Source organism: Stutzerimonas stutzeri, from assembly GCF_000219605.1.
Lineage (GTDB): Bacteria > Pseudomonadota > Gammaproteobacteria > Pseudomonadales > Pseudomonadaceae > Stutzerimonas > Stutzerimonas stutzeri.
The window spans coordinates 3,745,678-3,764,463 of record NC_015740.1; the positions used below are offsets into that span (position 1 = coordinate 3,745,678).

The 18,786-nt window shown below is 65.9% G+C and carries 21 protein-coding genes; 10 read left to right on the forward strand and 11 right to left on the reverse strand.

The genetic code is table 11. The annotated features are described in order from the left end of the window. Positions 1 to 46 precede the first annotated feature (46 nt). Genes PSTAB_RS17245 through PSTAB_RS17260 form a run of 4 tightly spaced genes read left to right on the forward strand, consistent with a single transcriptional unit; the run spans position 47 to position 3,165 of the window. A complete protein-coding gene (locus PSTAB_RS17245) occupies positions 47 to 580 on the forward strand; it encodes an iron transporter (protein WP_011914526.1) in 534 nt (177 codons plus the stop codon). Further along, positions 580 to 918, forward strand: coding sequence for a cupredoxin domain-containing protein (locus PSTAB_RS17250; protein ID WP_013983963.1), 339 nt, complete (start codon positions 580 to 582; stop codon positions 916 to 918). The genes PSTAB_RS17245 and PSTAB_RS17250 overlap by 1 nt, the downstream gene beginning before the upstream one ends. A 19-nt stretch (positions 919 to 937) precedes the next feature. After that, positions 938 to 1,795: an FTR1 family iron permease gene (locus PSTAB_RS17255; protein ID WP_013983964.1), complete on the forward strand. Its 858-nt coding sequence runs from the start codon at positions 938 to 940 to the stop codon at positions 1,793 to 1,795. After that, positions 1,792 to 3,165: a 4Fe-4S binding protein gene (locus tag PSTAB_RS17260; protein WP_011914529.1), complete on the forward strand. Its 1,374-nt coding sequence runs from the start codon at positions 1,792 to 1,794 to the stop codon at positions 3,163 to 3,165. The genes PSTAB_RS17255 and PSTAB_RS17260 overlap by 4 nt, the downstream gene beginning before the upstream one ends. Positions 3,166 to 3,261: 96 nt before the next feature. On the opposite strand, the gene PSTAB_RS17265 is transcribed toward PSTAB_RS17260, so the two are convergent. From PSTAB_RS17265 to PSTAB_RS17275, 3 genes are all read right to left on the reverse strand, one after another. Beyond that, entirely contained in the window at positions 3,262 to 3,957 is a 696-nt protein-coding gene (locus PSTAB_RS17265; RefSeq protein ID WP_013983965.1) for an anaerobic ribonucleoside-triphosphate reductase activating protein, read from the reverse strand. Beyond that, complete coding sequence (nrdD, locus tag PSTAB_RS17270; RefSeq protein ID WP_011914531.1) at positions 3,954 to 4,109, reverse strand: anaerobic ribonucleoside-triphosphate reductase; 156 nt, start codon at positions 4,107 to 4,109, stop codon at positions 3,954 to 3,956. Before nrdD ends, PSTAB_RS17265 begins: the two co-directional genes overlap by 4 nt. Before the next feature lie 72 nt (positions 4,110 to 4,181). Beyond that, positions 4,182 to 6,200, reverse strand: coding sequence for a ribonucleoside triphosphate reductase (locus tag PSTAB_RS17275; protein WP_011914532.1), 2,019 nt, complete (start codon positions 6,198 to 6,200; stop codon positions 4,182 to 4,184). Between the two features lie 231 nt (positions 6,201 to 6,431). Between PSTAB_RS17275 and PSTAB_RS17280 the strand changes: the two genes are divergently transcribed. Both PSTAB_RS17280 and PSTAB_RS17285 read left to right on the forward strand, forming a co-directional pair. Further along, positions 6,432 to 7,109, forward strand: coding sequence for a Crp/Fnr family transcriptional regulator (locus PSTAB_RS17280; protein WP_011914533.1), 678 nt, complete (start codon positions 6,432 to 6,434; stop codon positions 7,107 to 7,109). Positions 7,110 to 7,157: 48 nt separating this feature from the next. Then, a complete protein-coding gene (locus PSTAB_RS17285; protein ID WP_013983966.1) occupies positions 7,158 to 7,541 on the forward strand; it encodes a putative zinc-binding protein in 384 nt (127 codons plus the stop codon). Between the two features lie 138 nt (positions 7,542 to 7,679). Here PSTAB_RS17285 and ubiT read toward each other — a convergent pair whose 3' ends face one another. The 5 genes from ubiT to norR form a co-directional block, all read right to left on the reverse strand. Continuing rightward, positions 7,680 to 8,174, reverse strand: a complete 495-nt coding sequence (ubiT, locus tag PSTAB_RS17290) for a ubiquinone anaerobic biosynthesis accessory factor UbiT (RefSeq protein WP_013983968.1) — start codon at positions 8,172 to 8,174, stop codon at positions 7,680 to 7,682. Beyond that, positions 8,168 to 9,058, reverse strand: a complete 891-nt coding sequence (locus PSTAB_RS17295) for a U32 family peptidase (protein WP_013983969.1) — start codon at positions 9,056 to 9,058, stop codon at positions 8,168 to 8,170. The genes ubiT and PSTAB_RS17295 overlap by 7 nt, the downstream gene beginning before the upstream one ends. 14 nt (positions 9,059 to 9,072) lie before the next feature. After that, positions 9,073 to 10,068 carry a ubiquinone anaerobic biosynthesis protein UbiU gene (gene ubiU / locus PSTAB_RS17300; RefSeq protein ID WP_011914536.1) on the reverse strand — a complete coding sequence of 332 codons (996 nt, stop codon included), beginning with the start codon at positions 10,066 to 10,068 and terminating at the stop codon, positions 9,073 to 9,075. Positions 10,069 to 10,272: 204 nt separating this feature from the next. After that, positions 10,273 to 10,482, reverse strand: a complete 210-nt coding sequence (locus tag PSTAB_RS17305; protein ID WP_013983970.1) for a hypothetical protein — start codon at positions 10,480 to 10,482, stop codon at positions 10,273 to 10,275. 74 nt (positions 10,483 to 10,556) lie between these two features. Continuing rightward, complete coding sequence (gene norR, locus PSTAB_RS17310) at positions 10,557 to 12,083, reverse strand: nitric oxide reductase transcriptional regulator NorR (protein WP_013983971.1); 1,527 nt, start codon at positions 12,081 to 12,083, stop codon at positions 10,557 to 10,559. A gap of 145 nt (positions 12,084 to 12,228) precedes the next feature. On the opposite strand from norR, the gene ytfE reads away from it, so the two are divergent. The 4 genes from ytfE to PSTAB_RS17330 all read left to right on the forward strand — a co-directional run bounded on the left by ytfE (position 12,229) and on the right by PSTAB_RS17330 (position 14,537). Continuing rightward, the gene (ytfE, locus tag PSTAB_RS17315) at positions 12,229 to 12,945 is read left to right on the forward strand and encodes an iron-sulfur cluster repair protein YtfE (protein WP_013983972.1); all 717 of its coding nucleotides are present in this window, start codon (positions 12,229 to 12,231) and stop codon (positions 12,943 to 12,945) included. Next, complete coding sequence (locus tag PSTAB_RS17320) at positions 12,942 to 13,460, forward strand: hypothetical protein (RefSeq protein ID WP_011914540.1); 519 nt, start codon at positions 12,942 to 12,944, stop codon at positions 13,458 to 13,460. Before ytfE ends, PSTAB_RS17320 begins: the two co-directional genes overlap by 4 nt. Positions 13,461 to 13,594: 134 nt before the next feature. Next, positions 13,595 to 14,278, forward strand: a complete 684-nt coding sequence (locus PSTAB_RS17325) for a Crp/Fnr family transcriptional regulator (protein ID WP_011914541.1) — start codon at positions 13,595 to 13,597, stop codon at positions 14,276 to 14,278. A gap of 67 nt (positions 14,279 to 14,345) precedes the next feature. After that, positions 14,346 to 14,537 (forward strand): hypothetical protein, encoded by a 192-nt coding sequence (locus PSTAB_RS17330; protein WP_013983973.1) that lies wholly within the window; start codon positions 14,346 to 14,348, stop codon positions 14,535 to 14,537. Between the two features lie 405 nt (positions 14,538 to 14,942). Here the strand turns inward: PSTAB_RS17330 and PSTAB_RS17335 are convergent, their stop codons facing one another. From PSTAB_RS17335 to PSTAB_RS17345, 3 genes are all read right to left on the reverse strand, one after another. After that, on the reverse strand, positions 14,943 to 16,784 hold the full coding sequence (locus PSTAB_RS17335) for a nitric oxide reductase activation protein NorD (protein ID WP_013983974.1): 1,842 nt from the start codon (positions 16,782 to 16,784) through the stop codon (positions 14,943 to 14,945). Positions 16,785 to 16,867: 83 nt separating this feature from the next. After that, complete coding sequence (locus PSTAB_RS17340) at positions 16,868 to 18,292, reverse strand: cbb3-type cytochrome c oxidase subunit I (protein ID WP_011914544.1); 1,425 nt, start codon at positions 18,290 to 18,292, stop codon at positions 16,868 to 16,870. Positions 18,293 to 18,335: 43 nt separating this feature from the next. Beyond that, on the reverse strand, positions 18,336 to 18,776 hold the full coding sequence (locus PSTAB_RS17345; RefSeq protein WP_011914545.1) for a c-type cytochrome: 441 nt from the start codon (positions 18,774 to 18,776) through the stop codon (positions 18,336 to 18,338). Between the last annotated feature and the right edge of the window lie 10 nt (positions 18,777 to 18,786).

An 18,786-nucleotide genomic window follows, 5' to 3' on the forward strand; every position in this document is an offset into this window, starting at 1 on the left:
AGTGCAATCTTCGCCCCGTCCTTTACAGCTTTCCGGAGGCTCCCCAATGCGCATCCCCGCCACGCTCGCCATCACGTCCCTGCTGCTCACCCCGCTCGCCCAGGCGAAGGAATATCCCATCGGCGAACCGCAGCAGTGCGGCGGCATGGAAGTCGGCGCAGTGTACCTGCAACCGGTCGAGATGGACCCGCCGGGCATGATGCGCGCCGCCGCCGAGTCCGACGTGCATCTGGAAGCCGACATCAGCGCCACCGAAGACAACCGCAACGGCTGGCAGGAAGGCAGCTTCGTGCCCTACCTGAGCATCCACTACACGCTGCGCAAGAAGGGCTCCGACGAAGTGGTCGAAGGCGACTTCCACCCGATGGTCGCCAACGACGGGCCGCATTATGGAGACAACGTCAAGCTACTCGGCCCCGGCAAGTACCAGCTGACCTACAAGATCCTGCCGCCAGGCTCGGGGCACGCCATGTTCGGTCGCCACACCGACAAGGAAACCGGCGTCGCGCCCTGGTTCGAAGGCTGCGAGCTGAACTACGAGTTCACCTACGCCGGCATCGGCAAGAAAGGGGGCTACTGATGGGCCGCGCCGGGCGTTCGCTGCTCGGCGCGCTGCCCCTGCTGGCCGGGCTCGCGGGCCCGGTGCAGGCCGCGCTGCCGACCTACGAGCTGACCATCCGTGACGGCCACTTCGAGCCGGCGACCCTGGAGGTGCCGGCTCGTCAGCGTTTCAAGATCATCGTGCACAACGCCGGCAGCGGGCCGACCGAGTTCGAGAGCACGCCGTTGCGCGTCGAGAAGGTGCTGTCACCGGGTGTGACCTCCTTCGTCGTGATCCATCCGTTGAAGCCGGGCCGCTACCCGTTCTTCGACGAATTCCATATGGATCTTCCCGAAGGCGAGATCATCGCCAAGTAGTTTTTCCGAGGAGAACCCCATGGGCCAATCCATGTTCATCGTCTGGCGCGAAAGCGTCGAGGCCCTGCTGGTCATCGGCATCCTGCATGCCTGGCTGCGTCAGCAACCGGGTGCCGGCAACGCCCTGCGCATGCTCTGGGCCGGCGTCGCCGCCGGGCTCGGCCTGGCCGGCGCGCTGGGCTGGGGCGTGCTGCAGGCCGGCGACTGGCTGGCCGGCAGCGGTGGCGAATGGTTCCAGTGCGCGATGCTGCTGGTAGCCAGCCTGCTGATCCTGCACATGGTCGGCTGGATGCACCAGCACGGCCGGACCCTGAAGACCAGCCTGCAGAACAGCGCGGCGGACAAGCTCAGCCAGGGCAGCGGCTTCGGCCTGCTGGTGCTGGCCATGCTCGCCGTCGGGCGCGAAGGCAGCGAGACGGTGGTGTTCCTCTACGGCATCGGCAACCAGCAGCAGGGCCAGGACCTCACCGGCTTCGTCATCGGCGGAGTTCTGGGCTTTGTCCTCGCCCTGCTCAGCTATGCCGCGCTGCAGGCTGGCAGCCGCTACTTCAGCTGGCGGCGTTTCTTCCAGGTCAGCGAGGTGATGTTGCTGCTGCTCGGTGGCGCCCTGCTGATGGCCGCGCTGGATCGCTTCAGCGGCCAGCTGATGGGCATGGATGTACCGGAAGTGTTCTATACGGTGTTCGGCGATCCGCTCTGGGACACCTCCGCCCTGCTGGATGACGGCAGCGCCCTCGGTGGCACCCTGGCCGGCCTCACCGGCTACCGCGCCATGCCGTCACTGGCCGCGGTGGTGACACTCGGCCTGTACTGGCTCGCCGCATGGGCCTGGCTCAAACCCCGGGCCCAGGTGCAGCTCGCTGCGAGGCCGGCGTGATCATCCAGGCGCCGTGGCTGGCGCGACTCGGTGATCTGCTGCGCCAGCATGCGAAGGCCATCCGCACGCTGCAGTGGCTGGTGGTGGGCTTCTACCTGACGCTGCTGGTGATTCCCGCCTTTCTCGACCTGCCGCCGGCCCAGGCCGGCATGCTCGACAACCTGACGGTGCTGGCGCAGTTCATCTTCTGGGGGCTGTGGTGGCCCTTCGTGCTGCTGTCGATGATCTTCTTCGGCCGCCTGTGGTGCGGCGTACTCTGCCCCGAGGGCTCACTCAGCGAGTGGATCAGCTGGCGTGGGCTGAACAAGCGCACGCCGCGCTGGGTGCGCTGGAGCGGCTGGCCGACCATTGCCTTCATCCTCACCACCGTCTATGGCCAGCTGATCAGTGTCTACGACTACGCTCAGGCGGCGCTGCTGATTCTCGGCGGCTCCACCGTCGCGGCGATGCTGGTGGGCTTTCTCTACGGCCGCGGCAAGCGCGTCTGGTGCCGCCATCTGTGCCCGGTCAGCGGCGTGTTCGCCCTGCTCGCCCGGCTGGCGCCGGTGCACTACAAGGTCGATGAGCAGCGCTGGCTGGAAAACCGCGAACCGCACCTGCCGACGCCCAACTGTGCGCCGTTGATCGACATTCGCCGCATGCAGGGCAACGCCGACTGCCATGCCTGCGGCCGCTGCAGCGGACAGCGCGGCGCAGTGCAGCTGAGCGCCCGCTCACCAAACGCTGAAATCCTCATTGTCGGCGGCCAGCGGCAAGGCGAGCACTGGGACAGCACCCTGCTGCTGTTCGGCATGATCGGCCTGGCCATGGGCGCGTTCCAGTGGACGGTCAGCCCCTGGTTCATCGCCCTCAAGCAGGCCGCGGCGGAATGGCTGGTGGATCGCGATATCTTTTGGCCGCTGGAAGCCAACGCGCCCTGGTGGCTGCTGACCCACTATCCGCAGGCCAACGATGCCTTCACCTGGCTCGATGGTGCGGCGATCCTCACCTATATCTTCGGCGCCTCGCTGCTGATTGGCGGCGCACTCTGGCTATTGCTACGTGCAGCCGTGCGCGTCATGCGCCGCGGCGACAATGTATTCCAGCACCTGGCGCTGGCGCTGGTGCCGCTGGGCGGCGCCGGGCTGTTTCTCGGCCTCTCGGCGACCACGGTCAAGCTGCTGCGCTACGAGGGTTTCCTGCTGGCCTGGGCACAACCGGCTCGCGCCGCGCTGCTGATCGGCGCCATCGCATGGAGCCTGTATCTGGCCTGGAACGTCATCAGTCGCCACGGCGGCAACGGCCTGCGCCGGTTGCTGGCGTTCGCCTGCGTCAACGCCGGCTGCGCGCTGGTGGGCTATGGCTGGTGGTTGCAGTTCTGGGGTTGGTGAGCCGCCTGCTCATGGTGGGCTCAAGCCCACCCGTGTTCCCCTTCTTCACTCCAGCAAGCCCGGCCCCGGGGCCGGGGCTGCAGGGAGCACCTGCGACTAACCGCGCAACACGAAGGACGGAAACAGCCGATCCAGGCGTTCCCACAGCCGCTGCTGGTCGTAGGGTGCGCGGCTCTCGGCAAGGTTGTCGTCGAGCATGCGCGCAGTGCGCACGCATTGCACGGCGAAGCGTTCGACACCCAGACGGCGCAGGCGCTGGGCCATGTCCCACAAGCTATCGGCATCGAACAGCTGCCAGTGCACGGTGGTCCGGCATTCATGCTCGACACCGCTTTCCAGCAGGTGCTCGAGGCTCCTCCAGTTGGCCTTGCCGCTGCCGTCCACGCCGGTGATCGCCGTGCTCTGCTCGGGCAGCGCCTTGACGTCGAAACCGACCCAGTCCACCAGCGGCAGAATACCGGCGAACAGCTTCGGCTTGATGCCGGCGCTGTGCAGGCCGACCTTGTAGCCCAGCGCCCGCACCTGGGCGATGGCCTCGGGCAGCGCGGTCTGCAGGGTTGGCTCGCCGCCGCTGAACACCACCGCCTCGAGCAGGCCGACGCGTTGCTCGAGGAACGCCAGAATCTCCGACCACGGCCTTTCTTCGTTGCCACAGGCGGGAATCAGCTGCGGGTTGTGGCAGTAGCGACAGCGCCAGCCGCAGCCCTGGCAAAACAGCACGCAGGCCAGATGGTCGGGAAAATCCAGCGTGGTCAGGGGGACCAGCCCCCCGACGCGAAGTGCTGCGGTCACCGCGCCGCCGCTTCAGTGAAGTGCAGGCGCTCGCGATGCTCGGACTGCTTGCCCGGATTGAATGCGGCGACCGGGCGGTGATAGCCCATCACGCGGGTCCAGACTTCGCAACGCTGGCGCTGGTCCTGGGGCAATTGGTTGGCTTGGGTCATGCTGATGCTCCTTTGCGGGGGGTGAGTATGCGGCGCCGCACCTCATGGCGCGGCGTGACATGGGATCGCAGATCAGACGGCCAGGGCCGCTTCGGCCTGCTGCTTGTGCAGCAGCGCCTCGTCGCATTTCGGGCAGAACTCGTGCTCGCCGGCGAGATAGCCGTGCACCGGACAGATCGAGAAGGTCGGCGTCACCGTCAGGTAGGGCAGGCGGAAGCGCGACAGCGCATTGCGTACCAGCTTCTTGCAGGCTTCGGCCGAGGAAATCTGCTCGGCCATGTACAGGTGCAGCACGGTGCCGCCGGTGTACTTGCACTGCAGTTCGTCCTGCAATGCCAGCGCCTCGAAGGGATCGTCGGTGAAACCCACCGGCAGCTGCGACGAGTTGGTGTAGTACGGCGCCTCGGCCGTACCCGCCTGGAGGATGTCCGGGAAACGCTTGCGGTCTTCCTTGGCGAAGCGATAGGTGGTGCCCTCCGCCGGTGTCGCCTCGAGGTTGTAGAGGTGCCCGGTGTCTTCCTGAAACTGCACCAGCCGCGCCCGCACGTGGTCGAGCACCTCGAGCGCCAGCGCGCGACCGGCTTCGCTGTGCAGCCCCTCGGCGTCATCGGTGAAGTTGCGCAGCATTTCGTGCAGGCCGTTCACGCCGATGGTGGAGAAGTGATTGCGCAGGGTGCCGAGGTAACGCTTGGTGTAGGGGTAGAGCCCGGCATCCATATGCTGCTGGATGACCTTGCGCTTGACCTCCAGGCTCTGCCGCGCCATCTCCAGCAGGCGATCCAGCTGCGCCAGCAGGGCCGCCTTGTCGCCTCGGTAGAGGTAACCCAGCCGCGCACAGTTGATCGTCACCACGCCCAGCGAACCGGTTTGCTCGGCCGAGCCGAACAATCCGCCGCCACGCTTGAGCAGCTCGCGCACGTCCAGCTGCAGGCGGCAGCACATGGAACGCACCTGGTTGGGCTGCATGTCCGAGTTGAGGAAGTTCTGGAAGTACGGCAGCCCGTAGCGCGCGGTCATCTCGAACAGGCGCTCGGCGTTGTCGCTGTCCCAGGGGAAGTCGTGGGTGATGTTGTAGGTCGGGATCGGGAAGGTGAACACCCGGCCGAGGCCGTCGCCGGCCTGCATGACTTCGATGTAGGCGCGGTTGATCAGCTCCATCTCGGCCTGCAGCTCGCCGTAGGCGAAGGGCATTTCCTCGCCGCCAATGTAGGGGATCTGCTCGCGCAGGTCTTCCGGGCAAACCCAGTCGAAGGTCAGGTTGGTGAACGGCGTTTGCGTGCCCCAGCGCGACGGCACGTTGAGGTTGTAGATGAACTCCTGGATCGCCTGCCGCACCTCGTCGTAACCGAGCCGGTCCTTGCGCACGAAGGGCGCGAGGTAAGTATCGAAGCTGCTGAACGCCTGGGCGCCGGCCCACTCGTTCTGCAGCGTGCCGAGGAAGTTGACCATCTGCCCCAGGGCGCTGGACAGGTGCTTCGGCGGGCCCGCCTCGACGCGCCCGGGAATGCCGTTGAAACCCTCGTTCAACAGCGTGCGCAGCGACCAGCCGGCGCAGTAGCCGGCGAGCATGTCCAGGTCGTGGATATGCAGATCGCCTTCGCGGTGCGCCGTGCCGATCTCCGGGCTGTAGACCTCGTCCAGCCAGTAGTTGGCGGTGACCTTGCCCGACACGTTGAGGATCAACCCACCCAGTGAATAGCCCTGGTTGGCGTTGGCCCGTACGCGCCAATCCTCACGCGAGAGGTATTCGTTCATCGAGGCCGCGACATCCACCACTGCCTTGCGATCACGCCGCAGGCGGGCGTGCCGCTCGCGGTAGACGATGTAGGCACGCGCCGTGTCGAAGTGGCCGGCGGCCATCAGCGCACGCTCGACAGCATCCTGCACCTGCTCGACTTCCACTGCCGTGCGGCGGGCCAGTTGCAGCCGCACCGCCTCGGCCAGGGCCTGTGCGACCGCTGCATCGAATTCACCCGTGGCCGCCCCGGCCGCCGCAATGGCGCGCTCGATCTTGGCCAACTCGAACGCCGCCAAGCGGCCATCGCGCTTGCGCAGCGAGACCGGTTGGTTCACCTCTGCCTGTCTGGGCATTCCCGCCTCCATAACCATATGTAGTGTTCTTTTTCCAGCAAACCACAATATGGTGTGACTTTAGCGGTGGAACTCCATTATCGAATTGACCATCGTCAAGCCCGAGCGGCTGGCAGGCGAACGGCATCGACCCTGCGTGACGCGCAGACTTGTCCCTGATCAAGGAACCTCCCGCGGCGGCGCTCCTAGGATGCAGCCAGATAAGACCCGGCCCAGCCCGGGGGAGGAACCATGCTCACCGAAAAGACCCTGGTAGCGGAGCTACGCCGCCATCATCTGTTCAGCCGGCTGCCGGACGCCGCGCTGCAGGAGGTATGCGCTTCGGCCAACCTCAAGCGCCTGCCGGCGGGAGCCTCGCTGTTTCACCAGGGCGACAAGGCCGACCGTTTCTATTTCCTCTTCAGTGGCCAGATCAAGCTGCATCGGGTGGTCTGCGACGGTCAGGAGAAGCTGGTGGAAGTGATGCGCGCCGGCGAGTCGTTCGCCGAGGCGCTGCTGTTCAAGGGCACGCCCTGCTATCCGGTCAGCGCCACCGCCCTCAAGGCCAGCCTGGTGGCAAGCCTGAACGGGCCCCACTACCGACGCATCCTCGAACAGCAGCCGGACATCTGCCTGGACATCCTCGCCACCCTCAGCATCCGTCTGCACCAGCGCATGACCGAGATCGACACCCTGACCCTGGCCAACGCCAGCCATCGGGTGGTGCGCTTTCTCGCGCAGTCGCAGCAGGACGACAGCGGCGTGGTGGTGCTCGATGTGCCGAAACGGCTGATCGCTTCGAAGCTGGGCATCCAGCCGGAAACCTTCTCGCGCATCCTGCATCGACTGATCGACGCCGGAACCATTTCCGTACAGCGTCGGCGCATCGAGATCCTCGACAACCGCAAGCTGGCCGCCTATGACGAATGACCCGCGGCATGTCCGCCCGCCAACCCACCCCACTGCCGGGAGCGCGCGATGACCGTCACCCCCATCCCCCTGGTCTATTCCTGTTCCGGCTGCTCGAACGTCGCCCAGCTGGCCAACACGCTGGCCGTGCGTCTCGACCGCGCCGGGCTCGCGGAAATGTCCTGCATCGCCGGCGTCGGCGGCCGCGTCGCGGCGCTGGTGAAGAAGGCCAACTCCGGACGACCGATCCTGGCCATCGACGGCTGCCCGATGCACTGCGCCCGCGCCTGCCTGGCACAGCACGGCGTGATGCCCGACGTGCACATCACCCTCAGCAGCTACGGTCTGCGCAAGCGGTATCGGGAAGACTGCAGCGAGGAAGAGATCGCAGCGCTGTTCGAGGATATGAAACAGATCATCGCCAGCGACCGCATGCAGATGCGCGCTGTGTGACATCTGCCGAAGCTGACGCTGGCCCGATCAATCCGGGCCAGCGCAACGAGATCACGGTTTGCAGGTGGGCCGAAGCCACCGTTCGTGCCAACGAGCAGAAGCGCCTGTGATTCGCGGCGCTCCGGCGTGGCGCCTCGATCAGGCGTTTGCCGCCTGCGCCCGATTGGCCGCGGCGACCTCCTCTCCCGCGCCCTGCAGCAGCTTCCACAGCCAGCCCGGCAGGGTGTCCGGGTCGAGGCTGTCGATCAGGTTCTTGATCGCCAGTCCCAGTTCGGTGTCCCCCTCGATGACCAACCGGCGGCGGAAGAACAGGGTGTCCGGGTCTTCCTGACGGCTGGCCAGCAAGAGGAACTCGCGCCAGTTGCCGCGGATGCTTACCTCGACCGGCGCCTGCGCCGCGATGCGCAGCTTGCCGCGCTCGCAGGTCAGGCACCAGGCGAGTCCGAGGTCGGCGACCTCGAGCTTCATCCAGTGGCCATCGAGCACGTCGAACGCACCATCATCCAGGGCTTCGGCGAATACCTGATTGAGACTGCGCTCCAGCGCCAGGCGCTGGAGCAGGAATGGCGTCTTCGCCGCCAGTGGCAACAGGCGGCCGCCAAGATTCACCAGATGGGCACGCGGATTCAGCATAAACCGGCCTCCTCGGCACGCAGCATGCCCGGCTGGCCATGCCAATAACCATTGCAACCGTCCACCGCCAGCGGCGGCAGCGCACCCTTGCGCACCGTATCGAAGGCGCCAATCACCTCTTCCATGCCGGCGGCCCGCGGGCTCAGGCGCAGCAGGTCGGCGCCGCTGTCGACCAGGCCCGCGTAGTCGGCAAGCAGGTTGCTGACCGCGGCGGACATGGTCTGGATACCGTTGATGGTGAACAGCGCCTCGCCCTCCTGGCTGAGCAGCGGGATGCCCTCGGGGTAGTTCTGGCAGCAGAACTGGCAATCGTCCTTGGGCCGGTTCTCGGCTCGCGCGGTGAAGCAGCGCGCCGAATAGGCCAGTGGCAAGTGCCCGTAGGCAAAGATTTCGATTTCCGGCAGCGCCACGCCCAGTTCCTGCAGTTGCGCGCGGGCGCTCTTGATCAGCTTGCCGGAGGCTTCCACTGGCGGCACCCAGCGGCTCATGCCGCTGGCCACCAGCTCGGCCAGGGCATGACCGTTGTAGAGGTTGAGTGCCGGACCGCCGACGAAGGGCAGCTTGCGCTCGGACATCAGTTGCACTGCGCCCATGTCGTTGGCCTCCACCAGCAGCTCGCCGTTGTCGCACAGGCGGCGCAGGCTGGACAGCTCGGAGGCGGCCTCGACCAGCGTCAGACCGGACAGGACCAGTTGCGCCGACGAGGCTTCGGCCAGGTCGCGGGCCAGCCCCAGCCAGTCGTCGAGCATCATGGCGCGGCGCTTGGAGCACACCGTTTCGCCGAGGTAGATCACGTCCAGTGGCTGTTCCGCCATGTTCGCGTAGAAATCCAGCGTCTGCTGGCGATCCCAGTAGAACAGCACCGGGCCGAGAGAGAGTTTCATGCGTGGCTCCTCGTTCATTGCCAGGCTCGGTGGTAGGCACCCAGGGTGGTCTGCGAGCCTTCGGAAAGGCCGTCCAGTACCTGCCGCCAGCCGGGTTCGACCGCATAGCGCTGCGGTGCCTTGAGGTAGCTGTCCAGCGCCGCGCGCCAGACTCGGGTGACCTGCTCGACGTAGGCCGGGCTGCGCTGGCGCCCCTCGATCTTCATCGCGGTGACGCCGATGGCGGAGAGTTCCGGGATCAGGTCCAGGGTGTTCAGGCTGGTCGGTTCCTCCAGCGCATGGAAGCGCTGGCCGTTGACCATGAAGCGCCCTTTGCACAGCGTCGGGTAACCGGCCGATTCGCCTTCGGCGTAGCGGTCGATCAGCACGTTGTTCAGGCGCGAGGTCAGCCCTTCCGGCTCCTCGCTCCAGCGCACCGCCTTGGCCGGCGAGCAGACGCCACAGAGGTTCGGCGACTCGCCGGTGAGGTACGAAGACAGGTGGCAACGCCCCTCGGCCATGATGCACAGACTGCCGAAGGCGAACACCTCGATGGGCACCGGGCTGCTCGCCGCGACCTGCTTGACTTGCTTGAGCGAAAGCACCCGCGGCAGCACCGCACGGCTGATGCCGTAGCGCTGCTGATAGAACCCCAGCGCCGCGGCGTTGGTCGCCGAGCCCTGCACCGACAGGTGCAGCTTGAGCTTGGGATGGCGCTTGCTGGCATAGCCGAGCACGCCGGGGTCGGCGGCGATCAGCGCATCGACGCCCAGGTCGGCGGCCTGATCGACGGCGCGCTGCCAGCGATTCCAACCTTCCGGCTGGGCATAGGTATTGACGGCGATGTACAGCTGCCGCCCCTTTTCACGGATCAGCTGCAGGCCCTTGTCCAGCTGCTTTTCGTCAAGATTGAGGCCGGCGAAATGGCGGGCGTTGGTGTCGTCGCGAAATCCGACGTAGATGGCATCGGCGCCCTGCTGGACGGCGGCCTTGAGCGCGGGCAGGCTTCCTGCCGGGCAGACCAGGTGCATGACAACTCCTAGACATTCGGGTACATGCGCGCCACGCACAGGCGGCGCGGCGGTCGTTCGGCTGAACGGAAAACAGCCGGCAGTCTAGGCAGCTGACCAGTGGCCAGCATTGATAGGGGTCAAGATTGCTCGGACGTGGCCAATGCGACGAAATGCAGCGGATCGACCTGCATCGCGGTGGGTGCCAAGCGCAGGCAGTCGCTGTCAGATGCCCTCGTCACCCTCGAATTCCTCGGTCGCCCGCGCCACCATCTGCCGCCAGGCGCCGGATTCCTCGCCGAGCAGGCGCATGGCCTTGAGACTGGCAGCGAACGCGTCGCGGTAATGCAGCGGATTGTTCTCGCTGGCGGCGCGCTCGGCAAAGGCTTGCGCCTCGTTCAGCAGCGCTTCGAATTCGTTCTGGTCCAGGGCCATTGGCATCTCCTCGAGGTTGTGCTGTGAGGTTAGACCATGGCGCGCCGGCGACGACTCTGGCTGCCCGACAGGCGCTACTTCAGCTTCAGCCGCCGCGCCAGTTTGTGCAGGTTGCTCGGGTCGACATCCAGCAGTCGCGCCGCCTGCGCCCAGTTTTCGGCGGAGGCTTCCAGGGCGTAGACGATGGCCCGGCGCTGCGCTGCATCCACCGTCTGGCGCAGCGACAGTATCTCGTCGACCGCCACCGGCTGCTCGGCCAACGCCGGCGCTTCCGTGCCCGCGACATGGCTGTCCAGATCCAGCAGCTCGGGCTCCAGGGTGAGAATCTCGCTGCGCGAGGCGCCCCGGCTGAGCAGGCGCAGGGCCGCGCGGCTGACCACGTGCTCCAGCTCGCGCACGTTGCCCGGCCAGGAGTAGGCCAGCAGCGCGCGCTCGGCCGCCGGCGACAGGCGCATGCTGCGCAGCCCCAGGCGCGCGCGGTTGAGTTCGAGAAAATGCCCGGCGAGGATCAGTACGTCATTGCCACGCTCGCGCAGCGGCGGGATCGGCGCCGGGTAGACCGACAGCCGGTGATAGAGGTCGGCGCGGAAATGCCCGTCGCGCACACTGTCGCGCAGGTTTCGGTTGGTCGCCGCGATGATGCGCACATCCACCTGCCGCGGCTTGTCCGCGCCCAGGCGCTGGATCTCGCCGTTCTGCAGGGTGCGCAGCAGCTTGGCCTGCACCGTCAGCGGCAGTTCGCCGACCTCGTCGAGCAGCAGCGTGCCGCCGTTGGCGGCATCGAACCGCCCCGGGCGGTCGGTGGTGGCGCCGGAGAAGGCGCCCTTGACGTGCCCGAACAGCTCGCTCTCGGCCAGCGACTCCGGCAGCGCCGCGCAATTGACGTGCACCAGCGGCTTGTTGCGCCGGCGGGAATGCCGATGCAGCCAGCGCGCGAACAACTCCTTGCCGACCCCGGTTTCGCCCAACAGCAGCACCGGCAGCTCGGAGTCGGCCACCACCTGCAGCTCGCGCAGCAGCTCGCGGATCGCCTCGCTCTGGCCGAGAATCTCACCCTCGCCGTGCTCCACCGAGGACTCCAGCACATCGCTGCGCGCCAGGCGCAGGCCGCGGTTCTCGTGTTCCAGACGGGTCACCCGCACGGCGGCCTCGATCACCAGGGTGAAACGCTGCAGATCGCAGCGGGCCGCATCATCGAAGGTGCCGGCATGCAAGGCATCGAGGGTCAGCGCGCCCCACAGCTTACCCTCGACGTAGAGGCTGACGCCCATGCAGTCGTGCACTGGCAGGGGTTCGCCGACATGCGCGTCGAGCAGGCCGTCGTAGGGGTCGGGCAGGCGACTGTCAGGCTCGAACCAGGTCGGCTCGCGCTGGGAGAGGATCGCGGCCAACCGCGGATGCTGGGCGACGACGAAGCGCCGGCCGAGCGCTTCCTGCACCAGCCCGACCGCGGCCAGCGGACGCAGGCTGTCCTCGTCCAGGCGCAACAGCACCACCGCGCCGCAATTGAAATGCTGCTGCAAGGTATGCACGAGGCGCTGCAAGCGCACGGCGTTGGGCAGTTCGGTGGTCAGGTCGGCGAGCAGGGCATCAGCCATCATGGTTCTAGTTACCCTCAAGGTTTTCCGCACCATAACCTGCACGGGTAAATTTCACCAGCGGCGTGCTGCAGTTGGCGATTTTCGGAGCCTCCGGCGATGGCACGCCTGTTGCGATGGCTCGGTCATCGTCATCAGGAACGTTGTCATGAGCACAGACCTTATCGACCAGACCCTCGGCAACCTCGCCTGCTCGCTGCCGGGAGCCACCCGCGTCTTCTGCCACTATCGCCTGGACTTCTGCTGCGGCGGCGACCTCTCGCTGGGCGAGGCCGCACGGCGTATCGGCGTCGAGCCCCAGATCGTCGCCGAGGCGCTGCTCGCCCTCGAGCCTGAGGAAGCGCAACGGGACTGGCGCAACGTGCCCGCGGGCGAGCTAATCGACTACCTGCTGGCGCGCTTCCACGAACGTCACCGTGACCAGTTCCCCGAGCTGATCCGCCTGGCCAGCCGGGTCGAGCAGGTTCATGGCAGCCGCCCCGAATGCCCCAACGGACTCGCCCAGCACCTGTGGCACATGCAGCAGGAGCTTGAGAGCCACATGCTCAAGGAGGAGCAGATTCTCTTCCCCATGCTGCAGCGCGGCATGCGTTTCCCGCAGGCTCAGGGGCCGATCTCGGTGATGCGCTACGAGCATCAGGAGCACGGCAACGCGCTGGAACGACTGGCCGCACTGACCAACGACATCACGCCGCCGGCCAACGCCTGCAATACCTGGCGCGCGCTGTACCGCGGGTTGGAGGAAATGCGCAGCGACCTGATGCAGCACATCCACCTGGAGAACAACGTGCTGTTCCGCAACGCCGAAGCGCCGCTCGCGGCCAGCTCAGACGACGCTCAAACCATCGAGGTGCGGCAGCCATGAAACAGTACCTGCAACCGCTCGCCTGGGGCATGGCCATGGCCTCCATCGTCGCCGTGGCCAGCGGCTTCGCGCTCAGCATGGTGGCCAGTACCGCGCAGGCGGCGATGGCCCACGATCATGGCCCGCACGGCCAGGCAATGATCAGCGAGCCCCTGCCAGGTGCGCGATGGAGCACCGACGAGGCCCTGCGCGAGGGCATGACCCGCATCCACGAAGCGGTCCAGCGCAGCCTGCCGGACGCCCCGGGCCAGCCGATCGGTGACGAGGCTGCCGCCGATCTGCAGCGCGACATCGAGGCAGCGACCAGCTACCTCATTGCCAACTGCAAACTGCCGGAAGCCGCCGATGCCGCGCTGCACGGTCTGCTCATCGACCTGCTCAGGGGCGCCGAGGCGTTATCCGAAGCCGACCAGCGCGAGCAGGGCCTGCAACGCCTCGTCGAGGCGCTGGAGCGCTACCCGCAGCTGTTCGCCGAGCCGCTCTGGCGTGACGGTTTCGTCGCCCGTCTGCACTGATCCCACGCCGCGGCGACACGACCTATTGGCCAGACCTTGACCGTCATCAACGTCTGGCCTGCGCCATCGCCCAGCACTTGCGCTAGGCTGAAGCCCGACGTTTGTTGTTGTTCAATTGAAACAGGACGCCTTGCATGGTGCTTCACCGCGTACACCACCAGATCCTCCGCAGCCATCACCTGTTCGAACCGCTCAACGAAGAGCAGATGGAAGAACTGCTCAATGCCAGCCAGCTGCTCAACCTGGACAAGGGCGACAACCTGTTCCATCAGGGCGAGCCGGCACACAACTTCTACTTCGTCATCTCCGGTGCGGTGAAGGTCTACCGCCTGACACCGGACGGCCAGGAAAAGGTCTTCGAGGTGATCGGCAACCGCCAGACCTTCGCCGAAGCCATGATGCTGATGGACACGCCCAACTACGTCGCCTCGGCCCAGGCGGTCTGCCCGTCGCAGGTCTACCGCTTCTCCAACGCTGCCTACATGCGTCTGCTGGAGGCCAACCAGCGACTGACGTTCGCCCTGCTCGGCAAGCTCTGCGTGCGCCTGCACCAGCGCATCAACGAGATCGAGACGCTGTCGCTGAAGAACGCCACTCACCGCGTGGTGCGCTATCTGCTGACGCAACTGGCGCGGGTGAAGGACGACAGCAACAGCTTCGAACTGCCGATGGCCAAACAGCTGGTGGCCGGGCACCTGTCGATCCAGCCGGAGACGTTCTCACGGATCATCCGCCGACTGATCGACGAGGGCATCATCACCCAGGAAGGTCGGCAGATCGCCATCCTCGATCGTCAGCGGCTCGAGCAGTTCGAGTGAGTTGATCGCCATCAAAGTCGACGGCGCGAGCAGCGTGTCAGGCTTTGCTGGCGAGGAGGAGCACCACATGCCCAAGTGCCTGTACTGCCAGCAAGACAATCCGCCGGGGGACGCCGAATGCAGCAACTGCGGCATGCCCCTGCCGGAACACGCCGATGGCGCCCCGGAACGCCGCCAACGGCGTTTCCTCTGGTTCTGCATCGCCCTCAGCATCTTCTGTGCTGTGATGATCGTCTGGCTGCCGCGCTATCTGTTCTGATTGCCTGCCAGCAGCCTGGGGTGAATTTCGCTTCACCGTCCATGGGCTGGCGATCCACGAGCGATGTGCACGGTGGATGTAAAAAGCGACATCCACCCTACATGCCGCGCTGACCTCTCGCCCAACGAATCCCCGTCGTGGGCTGGATCGCACTTCAGCGATCCACGGGATGGCCATCCACCGCACGCTGTGCACGGTGGATGTGAAAAGCGACATCCACCCTACATGCCGCGCTGACCGCTCGCCCAACGAATCCCCTGTCGTGGGGTCACGCTTCAGCGATCCACCGGGTGGCCATCCACCGCACGCTGTGCACGGTGGATGTGAAAAGCGACATCCACCCTACGATCGAGCAGTGCAGCACCGCGGCGGTTGTAGCGAACCGCCCTCGTCTGCATTACCCGCCTACGGCTGGGTCAGCTGCTTGTACAACTGCGGCAGGCGGAACGGCAGCTGCTGAGGCTCCTTGATCAGGGTGTAGCCGTTGGCGCCGAACATGTACGGCAGGTAGTCGCCGGCTTCGCGGTCGATGGTGATGCAGAACGGCAGCAGCCCCTGCTTGCGCGCCTCCATGACGGCCTGACGGGTATCCTCGACGCCGTAGCGACCTTCATAGAGGTCCAAGTCATTCGGCTTGCCGTCGGTGACCAGCAGCAACAGCTTGCGCCGCTGCTTGCAGGCACCAAGCAGCTCGGTGGCCTGGCGGATGGCCGCGCCCATGCGGGTGTAGTAGCCGGGCTTGAGCGCCTGGATGCGTCCGCGGGTCTCGTCGCCGTAGGGCTGGCGGAAGCTCTTCAGCTCCTGCATGCGCACCTGCTGGCGGCGCAGCGAGGAGAAGCCGTACAGCGCAAAGGGATCGCCCACCGCCGACAGCGCCTCGCCGAACAGCAGCAGGCTGTCGGTCACCACGTCGATCACCCGGTGCTCGTTGTCCAGGTGCGCATCGGTGGACATCGACAGGTCGGCCAGCAGCAGACAGGCCAGGTCGCGGCGATTCTGCCGCTGTTCCATGAACAGGCCGCGGTCGGCGCACTGGCCGTTCTGCCGCTCGACGTGAAAATCGAGCCAGGCCTGCATGTCCAGCTCGGAACCCTGCGGTTGCTGGCGCAGCCACTGGCGGTCGTTGCGCAGGTGCTCGAACTGCCGGCGCAGGCGCCGCGCCAACGGCGACAGGTGCAGCGGCAACGGCTTGGCTTCCGAGCCGCGCGGCAGCATCAGCTGCAGGTTGACGAAATCCTTCTGCAGACGCTGCTTGCGATAATCCCACTCGGGCAACTTGATGCCCTCGCCCAGCGGCACATCGTCGAAGTCCGCGGCTGGCAGATCCAGGTCCAGCTTCAGCCCGCCGCCCTGACGCATGCGCTGACGCGACAGAGCCAGTTCGTCGAGATCCTCGGCGACACGGGCCGCGTCTAGGTCTTCGGTGTCGTCGCCGCAGCGGTCCAGCTCGATGTGTTCGGACCAGCTGAACAGGTTCTCCAGACGGAACAGCAGCAGGCCACCCTTGCTCGAGCTTTCCTCGACCCGCCGAGCCCGCTTGCGCTGGCGCGACTCGCCGCCGGGCGGGGTTTCCAGATTGCCCTCGCCTTCCTCGGCGCGCTGGGTGGTCTGGGGCTCGCCTAGGTTGTCCGCCGGATACAGCCACAGCGGCAGCGGCCAGGGCGCGCGCTCGCTACGCGGGAACTGGCTGACGCTGCCCGGTTCACGCAGCGCCTGGCACAGCGCGCTTTCCAGTGCGGCCTCGGCCTTGGGCAGCTGGCTCGGGTCCGGGCGCAACTGCAGATGAGCCTCGACCAGGCGCCGGTAACGCGCACGCATGGCCGGGAACTGCTCGAGGATGGCCTGGGTCCAGCGCTGGTTGTCCCGCGCCCAATGGCGCATCTGCCCCGCCTGCGCGGCGAGCAGCGCCAGCCAGCGATACAGGTCCTGGTTCAGCGAGACTTCCGGGTACACCGCCAGGCTCTGTGGCAGCCGCAGATTGCTGGCGTCGCACCAGGCCACCGGCAGTTGCTTGCAGGTGCCGGCGACCTGCTGCAGCAGGTTGCGCCGCACGAGCATGTCACGCGCGCTGGCGGCCTCGACACCCACGCCGCTGGCGCCGCCCATGGCGCGGAACAGCAGCGACAGCGGCCGCTGCATGCTCTCAAGTTCCACCCGTGCCTCGGGAAAGTCCGGGCTGGCGCGACGGGTGATGAAGCGGTGCCAGACACTGCCGACCCACTCTTCCACTTCGATGGTAAAGGCCATGGCGGGTTACTCCGTGCTGGCAGTTGGAACGCAAAACGGCCCGCTATTACCAGCCGGGCCGTCGATGCTCATTGCGAACCGTCTCAGGCCGCGGCGGCTGCCGCTGCTGCGACCGGTACTCGACCGCGCTGGCGGAAGCTGTACAGGTAGCAGACCAGACCGATCAGGAAGAACACCCCGGCGACCAGGCGCAGCCAGAAGAAGATGGCCAGCTGGTCGGCAGTCGCCATGAAGGACATGGCGGCGCCATCGGCAGGGATGCGTTGCAGCCAGACCTGCACCACGCCGGCAGCAGTCAGGAACAGGGTGATGGCGACCATGGACAGGGTCATCAGCCAGAAGCCCCAGACCTCGACGCGCTGTGCCCGTGCATCCGGTGCTTCACCCAGGCCACGCAGACGCGGCATGGCATAGCTGATCATGGTCATCACGATCATCGCGTAGGCGCCGTAGAATGCCAGGTGGCCATGCGCAGCGGTCAGCTGCGAACCGTGGGTGTAGTAGTTCACCGGGGCCAGGGTGTGCAGGAAGCCCCATACACCGGCGCCGAGGAAGGCGGTCACGGTGGTGCCGATGGCCCACAGCGAGGCGGCCTTGTTCGGGTGTTCGCGGCGACGACGGTTCACCATGTTCAGGGCGAACAGCACCATGGCGAAGAACGGCAGCGGCTCAAGGGCGGAGAAGATCGAGCCCAGCCACAGCCACACGGTCGGTGCGCCGATCCAGAAGAAGTGGTGGCCGGTGCCGATGATGCCGGTGATCAGCGCCATGGCGATGATCACGTAGAGCCACTTCTCGACCACTTCGCGGTCCACGCCGGTGATCTTGATCAGGACGAAGGCCAACATCGAACCCATGATCAGCTCCCACACGCCTTCCACCCACAGGTGCACGACGAACCACCAGTAGTACTTGTCGCGCGCCAGGTTCTCCGGGTTGTAGAAGGAGAACAGGAAGAACACCGCGAGGCCGATCAGACCGGTCATCATCACCGTGCTGACCACGGTCTTGCGACCCTTGAGCATGGTCATGCCGATGTTGTAGAGGAAGCCCAGCGCCACGATCACGATGCCGATCTTGGTGATCGTCGGCTGCTCCAGGAACTCGCGCCCCATGGTCGGCAGCAGCTCGTTCTTGGTCATTTCCGCCAGACCCGCGTAGGGCACGAACAGGTAACCGAGAATGGTCAGCACGCCGGCGGCGGCGAACACCCAGAACAGGATGATGGCCAATTTCGGGCTGTGCAGCTCACGGTCCGCTTCCTCGGGGATGAGGTAGTAGGCCGCGCCCATGAAGCCGAACAGCAACCAGACGATCAGCAGGTTGGTGTGCACCATCCGCGCCACGTTGAACGGCAGCAGCGGGAACAGGAAGTCGCCCACCACGTACTGCAGCCCCATGATCAGACCGAAGAGGATCTGACCGACGAACAGGATCAGTGCAAACACGAAGTAGGGTTTGGCGACCGCCTGCGATTGGAATTTGAGATGCGGGTTAATGATGCCCATCTCGTGGCCCTCCTTTGAATTCGGAAACAAAGACGTTCATCACTCAACCTTCCTTGTTTGGCGGCCAGTTGTTGGTGTCGATCTTCGAAGTCCACTTGAGGAACTCCGCCATATCGTCAACTTGCTGCTCGGTCAGATTGAATTGCGGCATCGCGCGGCGTCCGGGGGCGCCGAGTGGCTGAGCCTTCATCCAGGCGTGCAGGAAGGGCTTGAAGGCCTCCTCACCACCCCGGCGGACGAACACGTTGCCCAGCTCCGGCGCGAAGTAGGCGCCTTCACCCAGCAGGCTGTGGCAGCCGATGCAGTTGTTGTTTTCCCAGACCGCCTTGCCGCGAACCACCGCCTCGGTCATCTCCGATGCATTGGTTCGTTCGGGGAAAGTCTGCTCTGTGTGGTAAGTGAGGCCGAGGAATACCAGGAAGAAGAACACGCTTCCTCCGAAGTAAATATTCCTGGCCATCCCTTTGGTGAAGGTCTCGGACATGGTCGCCTCC